Genomic DNA, 16,044 nt, shown 5'->3' with positions numbered 1-16,044 from the left:
TACGGTGAAAGGGGGATGGTTACAAGACGTAGCGAACGGGTCAACGGGGGGTCGGGTGTGAGCGTGAGGCAAGAGGCAGACGGAGCGCCGGGGGTAGGACGTGAGGGTCAGGGGTGTTGGGGGTGAAACGCTGGCCGTGAGGCTATGAGTGAAGGGGGGCCGGAGGCGTCGCGTTCGTTGTGGGGTTTGAAGGTGAAGGGTGTGGGAGGGGTCAGGCTGAGGGTCGAGTGCCAACCGGAGGGGTGTGGGAGGGGTCAGGCTGGGGGTCGAGTGCCAGCTGGAGGGGTGGATCATGCCCCCGAATGAGGGATGACCTGCTAAAGTTAACAGTCCTCGGTAGGGTCAGGGTGTGGGAGGGGTCGGGCAGGCAGGGGTTGGAGAGGGGTTTGTGAGAGATTGGAGTGCTAGATCCCCTGGTGCGATGCGTAGGCATGGCTCACCGAGGTCAAAAAAAAGCGCCGGGCGAAAGCCCGGCGCGGAGATGGTGCCAGAAGGTGCGATGATGAGCGCCGTTACTCGGCGTCAGGCGCGTCGGGGCGGTCTGCGTCATCGTCAGGCTTGGTGGGAAGCTCGATGATGTCGATGTCGTGGTCGTCGGGGCTCACGCTTTTACCGCGGCGGCGGTGATGGATGGCGATGCGGGCCTGCTGGTCACGGACGGACGCGAGCAAGTCGGCGCGAAGTTCGGGCTGGTCGAAGGTGCTGGCCAGGACCTGGACGATGACGGCGGCGAACGATTCGCGTGCGACGTGGCGCGCGTCTTTGACGCGCTCGAAGGAGAGGACGTCGTCATGGACCGCGAGTTGGCGTGCGAAGTCGTTTTTGTAGGTAGCGAGGTCGGCGACGAGATCGGCGATGCCAACGGCGACGAGTTGGGCGTGGAGGTCGCGCTGGAGGCGCTGGATGAGGAGGTCATAGGCCGCGAGTTGCTCCTCAAGGCGAGAGGAGACCACGGGGCGAACGCCGCGGGGAAAGGCGACTTTGAGCACCTCAATCGCAGCGAGTTTACGAGGCGTCTCGCGGTGTTGGGAGCCGAAGGTCTCGCAGACATCGTGGATCTGGGAGAGGGTGCGGGCGATGAGGGCGCTGGTTTTGACGGCTTCGGCTCGGGAAGGCAGACCGGTTTGACCGGAGTTCGCCCACTGGTCGTCGAGGAGTTGGGATCGCACGCAAGCTTCGAGGGCGCTCTCGGCGCGGGAGCAGACGTCGTCGAGGCCTGCATCGCAGGCTTTCTCTTCGATGTCGGAGAGGCAGAAAGCCATGCTTCCGTTGGGCTGCTGGTAGAGATTGAGCGCGTTCCAGGTGGTTTCGAACATGATGTCTCCGTCGGGAAAAGAGCCCCGGAGGGGCTCAAGGTCAGCGCGGCGGGGGCAAGATCGACAGCATGCCCAGGGTACGTTGAGGGTCCCCGACGGCATCGCAAGACTGAGGGCTTGCGACGGAGATGTGTGTAGCCAACGCCCGGCAAGGGGCTTCGACCTGAAGACGGAGAAGGCGGCCACGCGTCACCTCCCCGACACATCGAACATGAAGTGGGAGGAGTCTGAGCGCGGGAGGCGCCGGGTCAAGTTGATTTCCAACCAAAAGCCGGAAGAAGGTCTGGGTGAGGAAAGGAATGCGCAGGCTTTGGAGGGTGTCAGGCCAGCTCGGAGAGTTCCATCCAGCGTTCCAGGGACGTCTCAAGTTCGGTGCTGAGTGCGGACTTTTCTTCGTCGAGGGCGGCGACGGTTTCGTAGTCGGTGGCGGAGGCGACCATGGCCTGATCGATGGCTTCGAGGCGCTCTTCGATCTCGGCGATACGGGGTTCAAGAGCTTCGAGTTCGCGGCGCTCTTTGTAGGAGAGTTTTCGGGGGGCGTCGGGTTTCGGGGCGGCAGGCACAGGGGAGGTTTTGCGCTCGGCTTCTGCGCGGGCAGCGGCCTCCTGACGCTCCTGACGGGCCTGTTGGGCGCGGCGCTCTTCGAGAAAGGCGTAGTTTCCGGGGACCTCTTCGACCTGACCGTTTTCTTTGAAGGTGAGGAGATGCTCGCAGGTGCGGTCGAGGAAGTAGCGGTCGTGGCTGACGGTGATAACGGCGCCGTCGAAGCTGTCGAGGTAGTCTTCGAGGACGGTGAGGGTATCCACGTCGAGGTCGTTGGTGGGCTCGTCGAGCAGGAGGACGTTGGGCTGGCGCATCAGGATGCGAAGCAGGTAGAGGCGCCGGCGCTCCCCGCCGGAGAGTTTGTGGATGTAAGTCCACTGCTTGTCGCGGTCGAAGAGGAAGAGGTCGAGCATCTGGGAGGCGGTGAGGAAGCCATCGGAGGTGGGGATGCGGTGGGCGACCTCGGTGATGTAGTCGTGGACCCGCATGTCCGGGTCGAGGCCTTCGGCCTGCTGGTCGAAATAGCCGATGACGACGGTCTCTCCGATATCGACGATGCCCTGGTCGGGGGTGAGGCGGTTGGCAATGATGTTGAGGAGGGTCGACTTTCCGGCGCCATTGGGACCGACGATGCCGAGGCGGTCGCGGCGATCAAGGGTGTAGGAGACGTCGTTGAGGATGGCCCTGCCCTCGTAGGCGTGGGAGACGTGGTCGAGGCGGATGATCTTTTTGCCGAGGCGACTTTCGACGGTGTCGATCTCGACCTTCTGTTCGTCGAGGTTGACGGCGCCGTTGATGAGAGCTTCGGCCCGCTGGATACGAGATTTACTTTTGGTGGTGCGGGCCTTGGGGCCCCGGCGCAGCCAGGCGAGTTCTTTTTTAGCAAGCTGAGCGCGCTTGGACTCGGCGATCTGTTTGAGTTCTTCGCGGTGGGCGCGGGCCTCAAGGAAGGCGGAGTAGTTGCCGGCGTGGCGGTAGACGGTGTGGTCCGCCAATTCGAGGATGACGTTGGCGACGCGATCGAGGAAGTAGCGGTCGTGGGTAATGAGGAGGAGGCCTGTGCTGCGGGAGGCGAGGTAGTCTTCGAGCCAGGCGACGGTTTCGATATCGAGGTGGTTTGTAGGCTCATCGAGGATGAGGAGGTCGCTGGGGCGAACGAGGGCACGTGCCATGGCGACGCGTTTTTGCTGACCACCGCTCATCTGAGCGACGGGCTGGTCGTGGTCGAGGATGCCGAGCTGGGAGAGGATGGTTTTGGCCTCGCTCTCCAGGGTCCAGCCGCCGACGCGATCCATCTCTTCGCCGAGTTCGGCGACGCGCATGATGAGGTCATTGTCCTGGGGACTGGCGGCGAGTGCCCGGCAGGCGGCCTCGTAGGCCTCGACAACGCGGAAGGCCTGGGGTCCGTCAGCGATAACGGTTTCCAGGGCGGTGCGTTCGGGTTGGAGGTCGGGCTCCTGGGGAAGGTATTCGATGCGGGCCTGGCGGGCGTGGATGACGTTGCCTTCGTCGGGGGGCTCGAGGCCGAGGAGGATACGAAGGAGCGTGGTTTTACCGGCGCCGTTGACGCCGAGGAGGCCGACGCGATCATCTGCGCCCAGACCAAAACTGACGTCTTTAAAGAGGGTGCGATCGCCAAAGGATTTTGCGACGGAGTCCACAGAGATGACGACCATAGAGCCTCATGTTCCCCCACTGCGGGGGGAGAAGTACGGGGGAATGCGAAGGTGTGGTGATGCGAGGAGTCGACGAGGTTGTTACATCGAGCGGCGGTATTGTCCGCCGACCTCATAAAGGGCGCGTGTGATCTGGCCGAGGCTGGCGACGCGGACGGTGCGCATAAGCTCATCGAAGATGTTTCCGTCACCGAGTGCGACCTCTTTGAGCTGCTGAAGGGCAGCTTCGGTCCGGGAGTCATGGTCGGACTTGAAGGTGGCGAGGTTGTCGAGCTGGGTTTGTTTTTCTTCGGTGGTGGAGCGGATCAGCTCGAGTGCGGTGCCGTCGCTGTCGTCGATACCTTCAGGCGCGATGAAGGTGTTGACCCCGATGATGGGGAGTTCGCCGGAGTGCTTCTTGAGTTCGTAGTGGATGGACTCATCCTGAATTTTGGAGCGCTGGTACTGAGTCTCCATGGCACCGAGGACGCCTCCGCGTCGGCTGATGGCCTCGAACTCCTGGAGGACGGCTTCTTCGACGAGGTCGGTGAGTTCGTCGATGACGAACGACCCCTGCCAGGGGTTCTCGTTCATGGAGAGGCCGAACTCGCGGTTGATGATCATCTGGATGGCCATGGCGCGACGGACGCTGGCCTCGGTGGGGGTGGTGATCGCTTCGTCGAAGGCGTTGGTGTGAAGGCTGTTGCAGTTATCGAAGAGAGCCAGAAGCGCCTGGAGGGTGGTGCGGATGTCGTTAAACTGGATCTCCTGGGCGTGGAGGGAACGGCCGGAGGTCTGGATGTGGTATTTGAGCTTCTGGGAGCGGGCGTTAGCGCCGTAGCGCTCGCGCATGGCGACGGCCCAGATGCGTCGGGCAACGCGTCCGAGCACGGTGTACTCGGGGTCCATGCCGTTGGAGAAGAAGAAGGAGAGGTTGGGGGCAAAGTCGTCGATGTTCATGCCCCGCGCCAGATAATATTCGACGAAGGTGAAGCCGTTGGCGAGGGTGAAGGCGAGCTGGCTGATGGGGTTCGCGCCGGCCTCGGCGATGTGATAGCCGCTGATGGAGACGGAGTAGTAATTTCGGACTCGGTGGTCGACGAAGTACTCCTGGATGTCACCCATCATCTTGAGGGCGAATTCGGTGGAGAAGATGCAGGTATTCTGGGCCTGATCTTCTTTGAGGATGTCAGCCTGGACGGTGCCACGGACGACCTGAAGCGCGTTCTGAGCGATGTCGTCGCGCTCGTCGTCGGAGGGCGCCCTGCCCTGCAGTGCCATGAAGGCGTCGACCTGCTGGTCGATGGCGGTGTTGAGGAACATCGCCAGGATGATGGGCGCCGGACCGTTGATGGTCATCGAGACGCTGGTGTTGGGGGCGCAGAGGTCGAAGCCGTCGTAGAGGCGCTTCATGTCATCGAGGGTGCAGACGCTGACGCCGGAGTTTCCGACTTTGCCGTAGATGTCGGGGCGCAGGTCAGGGTCTTCGCCGTAGAGGGTGACGGAGTCGAAGGCCGTGGAGAGACGGTTGGCGGCTTCGCCTTCGCACAGGTAGTGGAAGCGTTTGTTGGTTCGCTCGGGGGTGCCTTCGCCGGCGAACATGCGCTTGGGCTCTTCGTCGCGGCGTTTGAAGTTGAAGACGCCGGCGGTGAAGGGAAACTCTCCGGGGACGTTTTCGAGGAGTTGCCAGCGGACGATGTCGCCCCAGTCCTGGAAGCGCGGCAGGGAGACGCGGCGGATCTTGGAGCCGGAGAGGGAGGTGGAGGTCAGCTCGAAGCGGCGGACCTTGTCGCGGATCTGGACTTCGAAATGGTCGCCGGCGTAGGCCTCTTTGAGGTCATCCCAGCCGTCGAGGAGCTTTTGGGTGCGGCGGTCGAGGCGATCTTCGAGCTCATCGCGGCGGGCGTGGAGGGCCTCGGCGTTGTCTTCGCCCAGGAGCTTTGCGGCGCCGTCGAGCTGGTAGAGTTTGGTTGCGACGTCGGCCTGCGCTTGAGCCCAGGCGCGGTAATTTCGGCAGGTGTTAGCGATATCGGCCAGGTAGCGGGTGCGGTCGGCGGGGATGATGGTGTGGGTCTTCTGGCTGACGGGGCCGTCGAAGCTCCAGCGGGAGTCGAAGGCGCCGAAGAAGCGAGTGGCCAGCGCGTGGTAGAGGGCGCTGACGCCGGTGTCGCCGAACTGGCTGGCGATGGTGCCGAAGACGGGAACGTCTTCATCGGCGATGTCGTAGGAGATCTGGCGGTTTCTACGCAGCTGCTTGCGGACAGCGCGAAGGGCGTCTTCGCTGCCGGCCTTCTCGAACTTGTTGATGGCGACGAAATCGGCGTAGTCGAGCATGCCGATCTTCTCGAGCTGGGTGTGTGCACCGAACTCGCTGGTCATGACGTAGAGGGAGCAGTCGGCGTAGTCCACGATGTCGGCGTCGCCCTGCCCGATGCCGCTGGTCTCCACGATGACAAGATCGAAGCCCGCGGCCTGCACGACCGTGAGGGCGTCCGCGAGGGCGTCGGAGACTTCGCCCTTGGAGCCGCGGGTGGCCAGCGAGCGCATGTAGACGCGGTCGTCGTCGATGGCGTTCATGCGGATGCGGTCGCCAAGCAGCGCTCCTCCGGTCTTTTTGCGGGAGGGGTCGACGCAGAGCAGCGCGATGCGCCGGTCGTCAAAATCCATCAGAAAGCGGCGGATGAGTTCGTCGGTGAGGCTGCTCTTCCCTGCCCCGCCGGTACCGGTGATACCGAGGACCGGAGCCAGGGTGTCGGGCGTGGGGAGGTTCAGTTCCTCCAGGCGGCCCTGCTCCGCCATGGTGATAGCGCGCGCCAGCGCGCCAGGCCGAGCCGAGATGACGCCCGAGGGATCGGCGACGCCTATGCGGGCAACGGGATCGTAGTCGGCGAGCTTGAGCATGTGGTTGATCATGCCCTGGAGCCCGAGGCGGCGACCGTCCTCCGGGCTAAAGATCTTCTGGACGCCGTAGGCTTCGAGTTCGGCGATTTCTTCGGGAACGATGACGCCCCCTCCGCCACCGAAGACCTTGATGTGAGAAGCGCCTCGCTCTTTGAGCAGGTCGACCATGTATTTGAAGAACTCGACATGGCCGCCCTGGTAGCTGCTGATGGCGATGCCCTGTGCGTCTTCGGCGATGGCGGCGTTGACGATCTCGTTGACGGAGCGATTATGCCCCAGGTGAATCACCTCGGCACCGGAGGCCTGAAGGATGCGACGCATGACATTGATGGCGGCGTCGTGACCATCGAAGAGGCTGGCGGCGGTCACAAAACGCACGGCGTGGGTCAGGGAGATGGGTGTGTTGACCGTGTCGGGTGCGAGGGCGTGGACGCTCATGGGCTCATCCGGGCTTGAAGGTGTCGGAAAGAGGGTGTCGCCGGGAAGGGCGGCGAAGCCAACAAAGGTGGGGGCACTAGAACAAAGGTGGGGGGCGATTGACAAGTCTCCGCAGGGCGAAGGTCTAACGCAACGAGGCCACCCTGAAAGGGTGGCCTCGTTGCTGCGTGCGTTCAGATGTCGTGTGGCTCAGACGGTAGCGACGTAGAGCTCAGGGTCGACCTCGACCTGCAAGAGGTTCTCGATGGCCAGCAAGGTGCCGGTCATGGAGGCGGGGCAGGTTCCGCAGGCCCCCTCATAGCGCACGAGGAGTTGGTTATCGACAAGCCCCATGATCTTGAGTCCGCCGCCATCGCCGGCGAGGAAGGGCATAATGTGCTCGTCGATGGTTTCGCGGATCAGAGGGATGCGGGGGTCGTCCATGCCCGGAAGGTCGGAGTCGTCGGTATCGTCACCGCTGACCGAGAGGCCACCTTCGGGGTTGGCGTCAGCGAAGCTGGCCGCGCGGATGGGTTCGGCGACAGCGCGAAGCAGTTGTGACCAGTCTGCGCCGCCATCCTGGGTGACCGTGATCCAGCGGTCTGCGAAGTACACGCTGATGACGTGGTCGATCTCGAAGATCGCTTTGGCCAGGGGGACGGTAGATGCCTGGTTGAAGTCCTCAAAGGAGCGGGTCACAAAGCCGTGGGTGATGGCCTCGGTGAGGACAAATTTCATCGCGTTGGGGTTAGGCGTCGGCTCAATCTCGGCGATTTTCATGGATTACTCCTTGCTCCAGATGTCCGAGTCACCCTCGGTGGAGGTCTCTTCGTCGCCTTCGAGGGCGGCGTGCATGGCGTGCCAGGGGAGCACGGCGCACTTGACCCGTTGGGGAAGCTGGGCGACCCCTTCGAAGACCGTGAGGTGGCCGAGGCTGTGGTCTGCCTGCAGGTCGAGTTCACCGGTGAGCATGGCGCGGAACTCCTCGATGAGTTGCTCGGCGGACTCGACCTTCTTGCCCTTGATGCGGGTGGTCATCATCGAAGCGGCGGCCTTGGAGATGGCGCAGCCGCTGCCCTCGAAGCTGACGGCTTCGACGATGTCGTCGTCGTTGACGCGGGCGTAGATGGTGTAGTTATCCCCGCAGAGAGGGTTGGTGCCCTGGGCGACGCGGTTGGCGCCGTCGAGGGGACCGAAGTTACGAGGCTTGCGATTATGATCCAGGATCACCTCCTGGTAGAGAGCGCGCATATCACTCATACGCCGAAGATCTCCTTGACCGAGTAGATGCCGGCGACGAGGCGGTCGATGTCCTGGTCGTCGTTGTAGAATGCGAAGGAGGCCCGGGCGGTGGCCGGCACGCCGAGGCGCGTCATCACGGGTTGAGCGCAGTGGTGGCCGGCGCGGATGGCGACGCCTTCGCTGTCGAGGATGGAGCCGATGTCATGGGGGTGAACACCTTCGATGTCGAAGGAGAGGACCGAGGCTTTGTGCTCGGAGGTACCGATGAGACGGACGCCGGGGATCTGAGCGAGACGCTCGGTGGCCTTCTCTAAGAGTTCAGCCTCGCGGGCGGCGATGCGTTCCAGGCCGAGCTCCTGGAGGTAGTCGATGGCGGCGCCCATGCCCACGCCCGCGGCGATGGAGGGGGTGCCGGCCTCAAACTTATGAGGAAGCCCGTTGTAGGTGGTGCCCTCCCAGCTCACGCTCAAAATCATGTCGCCGCCGCTTCGGTAAGGCTGCATCTTCTCGAGCCAGCGCTCCTTTCCGTAAAGGATACCGATGCCGGTAGGGCCGCAGAGCTTGTGGGAGGAGAAGGCGTAGAAGTCGGCGTCGAGGGCCTGCACGTCAACCTTCATGTGCGCGACAGCCTGCGCGCCGTCGATGAGCACCGGGATGTCGCGGGCGTGAGCGCGGGCGATGATCTCTTCGATGGGGTTGACGGTGCCGAGCGCGTTGGAGACGTGATTCACGCCGACGATCCGCGTGCGATCCGTCAAGAGAGCGTCGAGCTCATCGAGCAGAAGCTCACCACGATCGTTGATGGGGATGACGTCGATGGAGGCCCCGACCTCCTCGCAGATGCGCTGCCAGGGCACGATGTTGGCGTGGTGCTCCAGAGCGGAGAGGAGCACGCGGTCGCCCTCTTTTAAAAAGGTCTTTCCGAAGCTGTGCGCCACCAGGTTGATGGCATCAGTCGTGCCACCGGTGAAGATGCACTCTTTCAGCGAGGGCGCGTTGAGCAGCTGCTTGACCTTGAGGCGCACGTCTTCAAAGGCCTGGGTGGCGCGTTGACTCAAGGTATGGACGCCCCTGTGCACGTTGGAGTGCAGCGTACTGTGGTACCAGACCAGCCGATCGATGACCTGCTGAGGCATCTGGGCGGAGGCCGCGGTGTCGAGGTAGGCCAGCGGGTGGCCGTTGATCGACTGCGCAAGGATGGGGAAGTCGGCGCGGACCTCATCCCAGGAGCGGCTGAGTGCGGTGGGTTGTGCGGACATCTTTACCTCGTTGGGCCCGGGCTGCGGCCCGGGCCCGTGTGCTGCCTAGAGCCCGGTATCGGTGGAGGCGATCACGGCGTCAGCCAGGGATTCGCGCACCGATGCGACGGTGATGGTTTCGATGACTTCAGCCGCAAAGGCGAAGGTCAGAAGGTTGCGGGCGTTCGCCTCGTCGATGCCGCGGCTCTGCAAGTAGAAGAGCTGCTCATCCTCAAGCTGCCCGACGGTGGCGCCGTGAGAGCAGACGACATCGTCGGCCAGAATCTCAAGCTGAGGCTTGGTATCGACGTGACCCCGAGCCGACAGGATAAGGTTCTGGTTCAGCTGCTCGGAGCGGGTGTTCTGGGCGTCCTGGCGGACAAAAATCTTGCCGTTGAACACCGTGTGCGCCCGATCATCGACGATGGTTTTGTGCAGCTGGTAGCTGCGCGAGTTGGGAAGCGCGTGGTCGATGGCGGTGTGAGTGTCGGCGACCTGTTTGCCGCGCACGAGCGCAAGCCCATCGAGGGTGCAATCGATGTTCTGACCGACGTAGCGCGCATAAGAATCATTGCGCGAGAGCGCCGCCCCCAGGGTGATGGCCGTGGAGATGTAGCGGGCATCCTGAGAGAGCGTCACAAGGTTACGAGCCACGTGGAAGGCATCGGTGGATTCGCGCTGCACTTTAAAGTGCTTCACGTCCGCGTTGGCCCCGACGATGACCTCGTCGACGACGTTGTTGAGGTAGGCGCCCTCCCCTGCCCCGCGGTACTCCTCGACGACTGTGAGCTCTGCGCTTTCGCCGGCGACAATAAGGTTGCGAGGGTTGGCGTGCACCGCGCCCTTCTCACCGGTGGTAAGAAAGAGGAGGTGAATGGGCTTCTCAACAACTTTGCCTCGAGGCACGAGGATGACCGCGCCATGACCAAACTGAGCAGTGTTGATCTCGTAAAAGACGTCGTTATTGAAATAGTCGTTGGCCCCCACATACTCGGCCAGCGTGTCGATCTGGTCGTGGTCGAGCACCTGACTCCAGTCGGCGATCACGACCCCTTCGGGAAGATCGGACGTCGAGGAGCGCGCGCTATCAAAACGCCCGTTCACATAGACCAGGGTCGCGGCGCAGTCCTCGGCGAGCTTGAGGGCGTCGATGGCCTCATCGCCCGGATCGACGCTGACGTCGTCGGGAGAGATGAAGTCGGTGTCGAAGATGGTGGCCGGCTTGATAAAGCGCCACTCTTCATGACGGGAGGTCGGCACGTCGATGGAGGTGATGCGCCCGAGCGATTCGGTGCGCAGCGTCGCCCACCAGCCGGGGAGCCGCTGGTCTGCCAGCGGACCGGGCTGAGCGAGCGACGCACCGATGAAGGGGTGCTGCTCTGCGGTATTCTTCAACGCGCTCATGCCGCTCCTTGCTCTTCCAGGATCCAGTCGTAGCCACGCTCTTCGAGTTCAAGGGCGAGCTCTTTGCCGCCCGACTTGACCAGGCGACCGCCGGCCATCACGTGCACGAAGTCAGGCTGCACGTAGTTGAGCAGGCGCTGGTAGTGGGTCACAAGCACCACGGCGTTGCCCTCGTTGGAGAGCGCGTTGATACCGTTGGCGACCACACGCAGCGCATCGATGTCCAGGCCGCTGTCGGTCTCATCAAGGAGTGCGACGCGCGGATTAAGCACGGCCATCTGCAGGATCTCGTTGCGCTTCTTCTCACCGCCGGAGAAACCTACATTGACGCTGCGGTTGAGGAAGGCAGGATCCATTTCGACGAGCTTCATGCGCTCGCGGACGTAGTCGTCGAACTCAAGCGGGTCGAGTTCGTCGAGGCCGTTGGCGATTTGCTTCGCGTTGTAGGCCTGGCGCAGGAAGGCCGCGTTGGAGACGCCGGGGACTTCGACCGGGTACTGGAAGGCCAGGAAAAGTCCGGCGCGGGCGCGCTCGTCGGCCTCAAGTTCAAAGAGGTCGTTGCCCTCAAAGGTGACTTCGCCGCCGGAGACTTCATAGGAGGGGTGGCCTGCGAGAACCTTGGTCAGCGTGCTCTTACCGCTACCGTTCGGGCCCATAATCGCATGCACCTCGCCGGGGTTTACTGTGAGGTTGACGCCTTTAAGAATCGTCTCCTCGCCGACCGTGGCTCGTAGATCTTTGACTTGCAGTAGCATAATGCGTCCTTCGATGTCTGAGCGCGGTCAGGGGACGCGCTCGTCGTGTTTGAAGAGAGGTGGGCGGCCACAGGGCCGCCTCTGTACGTGATGAGCTTCCGGCTTAGCCGACAGAGCCTTCGAGTTTGATGCCGAGCAGCGCCTGGGCTTCGACGGCGAACTCCATCGGCAGCTCCTGGAAGACGTCTTTGCAGAAGCCGTTGATGATCATCGAGATGGCGTCTTCCATGTCGATGCCGCGCTGCTGGAAGTAGAAGATCTGATCTTCGCCGATGCGCGAGGTCGAGGCCTCGTGCTCCACCTTTCCAGTGGGGTTGCGCACGTCGATATAGGGGAAGGTGTGCGCGCCGCAGCGGTCTCCGATGAGCATGGAGTCGCATTCGGAGTAGTTTCGCGCGCCGTCGGCTCCCGGGGCGATCTTGACGAGCCCGCGGTAGCTGTTCTGCGAGCGGCCCGCGGAGATGCCCTTGGAGATGATGGTGGAGCGAGTATTCTTGCCGATGTGCACCATCTTGGTGCCGGTGTCTGCCTGCTGCATGTTGTTGGTCAGCGCCACCGAGTAAAACTCGCCAATGGACTCATCCCCCTTGAGGATACAGGAGGGGTACTTCCAGGTGATGGCCGAGCCGGTTTCAACCTGGGTCCAGGAGATCTTGGAGCGGCGGCCAGCGCAGAGCCCGCGCTTGGTCACGAAGTTGTAGATGCCGCCCTTCCCTTCCTCATCCCCGGCGTACCAGTTCTGGACGGTGGAGTATTTGATCTCGGCATCGTCCAGAGCCACCAATTCGACGACGGCAGCGTGAAGCTGATTGGTGTCGAACTGCGGCGCGGTGCACCCCTCCAGGTAGCTGACGTGGCCGCCGTCTTCGCAGACGATCAACGTGCGCTCAAACTGTCCGGTGTTCTGGGTGTTGATGCGGAAGTAGGTCGAGAGCTCCATGGGGCATTTCACACCTTTCGGGATGAAGACGAAGGAGCCGTCGGTGAAGACCGCCGAGTTGAGCGCAGCGTAGAAGTTGTCGGTATAAGGCACGACCGAGCCCAGGTACTTTTTGATCAGCTCGGGATGCTCTTGAGCCGCCTCGGAGAAGGAGCAGAAAATGACGCCCGCTTCGCTCAAGCGCTTCTTGAAGGTGGTGGCCACCGACACCGAGTCGAAGACGGCATCGACGGCGACATTCTGGAGCATCTTCTGCTCATGCAGCGGAATGCCGAGCTTCTCGTAGATCTCGAGGATGTCGGGATCAACCTCATCCAGGCTGGCCTTCTTCTCTTTCTGCTTGGGCGCCGCGTAGTAGATGATGTCGTTGAAGTTCGGCTTTTCGTAGTGGACGTTGGCCCACTCGGGCTCCTCCAGGGTGAGCCAGTGCCGGTAGGCTTTGAGGCGGAACTCAAGCATGAACTCCGGCTCGTTTTTCTTGGCCGAGATCAGACGGATGACGTCTTCGTTGAGGCCCGGGGGGATCGTCTCGGTCTCAATGTCCGAGACGAACCCGTACTTATAGGGGCGATCCAGCATGGACTCGATATTTGAACTCATCGTCTTACCTCGGGGTTGGTGATGCCTGGGGAGCAAGCCTGCGGCGTGTTGAAGCTCAATGTGACGAGCCCTGCGGCGCAGGTCGCTCCGAGTGCGTAAGGTGCTGACGGCTCAGGTGGCGCCGCACACTGGCTTCGTCCGCCAGGAGCGTCGCCAACGAGATCCCGTCGAGGGTCTCAATGACAAAGTTGGAAATGTACGACCAGACCGGCCGAATCGAACATCCGCAGCCGCGTGCGCAACGCTCAAGTTCGCCGGTATGTCGCTCGCAGATATCTTCGACTTCGAAGAGGCCTCCGAGCACGCGGATGACGTCGCCCAGGCTGAGCTCTTCGGCAGGCGCAGCCAGTAGGAAGCCGCCCTGAGCGCCGCGGCGCGAGTCGATGAGGCCGCCCTGCGCCAGGGTGCGCAAGATCTTCTGCGTGTAAGGCAATGACATTCCCTCCAGGTCGGCGACGGCCTGCGCGGAGATCGACTCACCAGGGGGCTGCTCGGCCACCCGGAGCATGCAGCGCAACCCGTACTCTTCAAGCGCTGTGATCTTCATCAAAACCTCGGTCTGCTGGAGCGGGAAAAAACAACGAAGAGCGCCGAACGCTCCGGGCGGCTCGATAGCATACTCAAACGTACGCATTCAAGGCGCTTTCGGCCAATCCATACACTTTTGTATGAATTACGACTGACGCCCGCCGCCGGGGGGCCATCTCACGCAGGTAACGGTCGGGCCTGGCGCATTCTTTCCGCGATCGCCCATTTTCAGGGAAAAGCATTAAAGCCCCCGCTTCAGGACCAAGGTTCGGCCTTGAGCAAACGTCCGGCTCGCGCCATAACTCCCGGCCATGCCCCTGAAGGCAGCAAAGCCATAAACGCAGATCTGATGACGCGGAGCAGGACGATGAGCGCCCCGACCTGGGAAGACCTTTCGATAATCGAGCTCGAAGAGCAGGTGCGTTACCACAACCGGAAGTACTGGGTGGATGACGCCCCGGAGATCAGCGATGAATCGTTTGATCGCCTGGTGGAAGCGCTGCGTCGCAAAGCCCCCGAGAGTGAGGTGCTCGCTCAGATCGGACCGGCCGGGGCCGACGTGGACGCCATCGATCCGAACGCCGAAAAGCTCATCCATGATCCGCCGATGCTCTCGTTGGATAAAGCGTATGACGAGGCCACACTCTTAAAGTGGTACGAGAAGTTTCAGGGCGATGTCGTCGTCACACCCAAGGTCGACGGCGTTGCCGGGTGCTTTCGCTACGACGCGCAGGGGCGCCTGAGCGTTGCGGCGACTCGGGGCACGGGCAGCGTGGGCGAGGTCATCACCGAGCAGGTGCGTCGCATTAAGAAGTTGCCGCTCAAGGTCGACGCCTCCTCCATTGAGGTCCGCGGTGAGGCGTATATGCCTGTGGAGGTGTTCGAGCGGAAGTTCAAACACGACTACGCAAGCCCCCGTAATCTGACCGCCGGCGCACTCAAGCTCAAAGATGCCGAGAAGACCGCCGATTACGAGCTTCGCTTCTTCGCCTTTGACCTGCTGGGCGAAGACTTTGAAAGCGAGGCCGAGAAAATGGCGCGTCTCAAGGCCCTGGGCTTTGAGACGCCGGAGACCTTCCAGGTTAGCAGCGAGGCCATTCAGGCCACCTACGACGATATCGCCAAACGGCGAGGCCAGCTCGGCTACGAAACCGACGGGGTGGTTTACAAGGCCAACAGCATCGCCGAGCAACGCCGCCTGGGCTCGACTGCGCATCACCCGCGCTGGGCGATCGCCTATAAGTTTCAGGGCGACGCCGGCGAGAGCGTGCTGCGCGACGTGGTGTGGAACGTCTCGCGCACCGGGGCGATCAACCCGGTGGGGATCGTGGACCCTGTGGTGCTCTCCGGGGCAACGGTCACCCGGGTAAGCCTGCATAACCTGGCGATCATGGAGCACCTGGGCGGCGAACAAGGGCTCACCCTGGGCTCGAAGGTGCTGATGATGCGCCGTGGCGGCGTCATTCCAAACCTGGAACGGGTGCTGGAGGCCGGTGAGGAGCCGGTTGTGGTTCCGAGCGCCTGCCCGGAGTGCGGCGCGCCCACCGAACGGCAGAACGATGTGCTGATGGCCAACCACAGCGAGAATTGCCGCGCGGCGAAGATCCGCCAGATCGAACATTTTGTCAGCCGCATGGAGATCAAAGGCTTCGGCCCCAAACTCCTCGAACAGCTCTACGACGCCGAGCTCGTCACCTCGCCGGTCGATCTCTTTACGCTGAGTGCCTCGGAGTTGATGGGGCTGGAGCGGGTCGGAGAAATCCTGGCGAACAAGCTCATCGATCGCATCGAAGGTCGGAAAGAGGTGGAGGTCGAGAAGTTCTTGCAGGCGCTGGGGATCCACGAACTCGGCAAACATGTGAGCGCCATCCTTGCCGAACGCTACGACTCGATGGACGCCATTCGCGCGGTGGAGGCGGAAGCGTTTGCCGAGGTGCATACCATTGGCGAGGTGATTGCCGAGTCAGTAACCCGCGGTTTGGAAGAGAACGCCGAACTTATCGACGACCTGCTCGCCCATATCACCCTGGTCTTCCCCACTCCGCGTGAAGCGCCTGCGGTGGAAGGCTCTCCCCTGGCTGGCAAACGCGTGCTCTTCACCGGAGCCATGGAGTCGATGACCCGTAAGGAGGCGCAGGCCGAGGTGGAGAAACGCGGAGGTGACTGCCCCTCCTCGGTGGTCAAAGACCTCGACTATCTGGTGATGGGCGACGCCGATATGGAGCGATTTGAAGGCGGGTGGCGCTCCAGCAAGCTCAAAAAAGCCGAGAAGTTCAACGCCGAAGGTGGGGAGATTGCGATCATTGGCGAATCGACCTTCGTGAAGCTCCTGGAAGACAGCGAGGACTAAGGGTTCCCGGAGAGGGGGGGGGCGGGGCTTATGCCTCCGCCACCCCCGGCCTTGCCATTTTTAGACCCTGCCAAATGGCAAGTGCTGACCTGAAGCAAGAAGTCGTGTGGAAGGGGTCAATAGACCTTTTACGCCGGGAAAGCATCTGTTAGTCT

At 62.4% G+C, this 16,044-nt stretch carries 11 protein-coding genes; 1 reads left to right on the top strand and 10 read right to left on the bottom strand.

Translation table 11 applies throughout. The features are described 5' to 3' along the window. Positions 1-512 precede the first annotated feature (512 nt). The 10 genes from EA187_RS03155 to EA187_RS03110 form a co-directional block, all read right to left on the bottom strand. Positions 513-1,316, bottom strand: a complete 804-nt coding sequence (locus tag EA187_RS03155) for a hypothetical protein (RefSeq protein WP_127779138.1) — start codon at positions 1,314-1,316, stop codon at positions 513-515. A gap of 320 nt (positions 1,317-1,636) precedes the next feature. Further along, on the bottom strand, positions 1,637-3,535 hold the full coding sequence (locus EA187_RS03150) for an ABC-F family ATP-binding cassette domain-containing protein (protein WP_127779137.1): 1,899 nt from the start codon (positions 3,533-3,535) through the stop codon (positions 1,637-1,639). An 81-nt stretch (positions 3,536-3,616) separates the two neighbouring features. Further along, positions 3,617-6,853 carry a fused isobutyryl-CoA mutase/GTPase IcmF gene (gene icmF, locus EA187_RS03145; RefSeq protein ID WP_127779136.1) on the bottom strand — a complete coding sequence of 1,079 codons (3,237 nt, stop codon included), beginning with the start codon at positions 6,851-6,853 and terminating at the stop codon, positions 3,617-3,619. 189 nt (positions 6,854-7,042) lie between these two features. Beyond that, positions 7,043-7,612, bottom strand: coding sequence for a NifU family protein (locus tag EA187_RS03140; RefSeq protein WP_115602957.1), 570 nt, complete (start codon positions 7,610-7,612; stop codon positions 7,043-7,045). A gap of 3 nt (positions 7,613-7,615) precedes the next feature. Then, entirely contained in the window at positions 7,616-8,092 is a 477-nt protein-coding gene (gene sufU / locus EA187_RS03135) for a Fe-S cluster assembly sulfur transfer protein SufU (protein WP_115602958.1), read from the bottom strand. After that, positions 8,089-9,333, bottom strand: a complete 1,245-nt coding sequence (locus tag EA187_RS03130) for a cysteine desulfurase (RefSeq protein ID WP_127779135.1) — start codon at positions 9,331-9,333, stop codon at positions 8,089-8,091. The genes sufU and EA187_RS03130 overlap by 4 nt, the downstream gene beginning before the upstream one ends. A 45-nt stretch (positions 9,334-9,378) precedes the next feature. Then, on the bottom strand, positions 9,379-10,716 hold the full coding sequence (gene sufD / locus EA187_RS03125) for a Fe-S cluster assembly protein SufD (RefSeq protein WP_127779134.1): 1,338 nt from the start codon (positions 10,714-10,716) through the stop codon (positions 9,379-9,381). Next, entirely contained in the window at positions 10,713-11,471 is a 759-nt protein-coding gene (sufC, locus tag EA187_RS03120; protein WP_115602961.1) for a Fe-S cluster assembly ATPase SufC, read from the bottom strand. Before sufC ends, sufD begins: the two co-directional genes overlap by 4 nt. A 103-nt stretch (positions 11,472-11,574) precedes the next feature. Beyond that, entirely contained in the window at positions 11,575-13,011 is a 1,437-nt protein-coding gene (gene sufB, locus EA187_RS03115; protein WP_127779133.1) for a Fe-S cluster assembly protein SufB, read from the bottom strand. 55 nt (positions 13,012-13,066) lie between these two features. After that, complete coding sequence (locus tag EA187_RS03110; protein WP_164855931.1) at positions 13,067-13,558, bottom strand: RrF2 family transcriptional regulator; 492 nt, start codon at positions 13,556-13,558, stop codon at positions 13,067-13,069. A 348-nt stretch (positions 13,559-13,906) separates the two neighbouring features. On the opposite strand from EA187_RS03110, the gene ligA reads away from it, so the two are divergent. Further along, on the top strand, positions 13,907-15,889 hold the full coding sequence (ligA, locus tag EA187_RS03105) for an NAD-dependent DNA ligase LigA (protein WP_164855930.1): 1,983 nt from the start codon (positions 13,907-13,909) through the stop codon (positions 15,887-15,889). Positions 15,890-16,044 lie beyond the last annotated feature (155 nt).

Source organism: Lujinxingia sediminis, from assembly GCF_004005565.1.
In the GTDB taxonomy this organism is placed as follows: Bacteria; Myxococcota_A; Bradymonadia; order Bradymonadales; family Bradymonadaceae; genus Lujinxingia; species Lujinxingia sediminis.
Note: the sequence above shows the minus strand (reverse complement) of the source record. Positions and strands in the feature narration are given on the sequence as shown.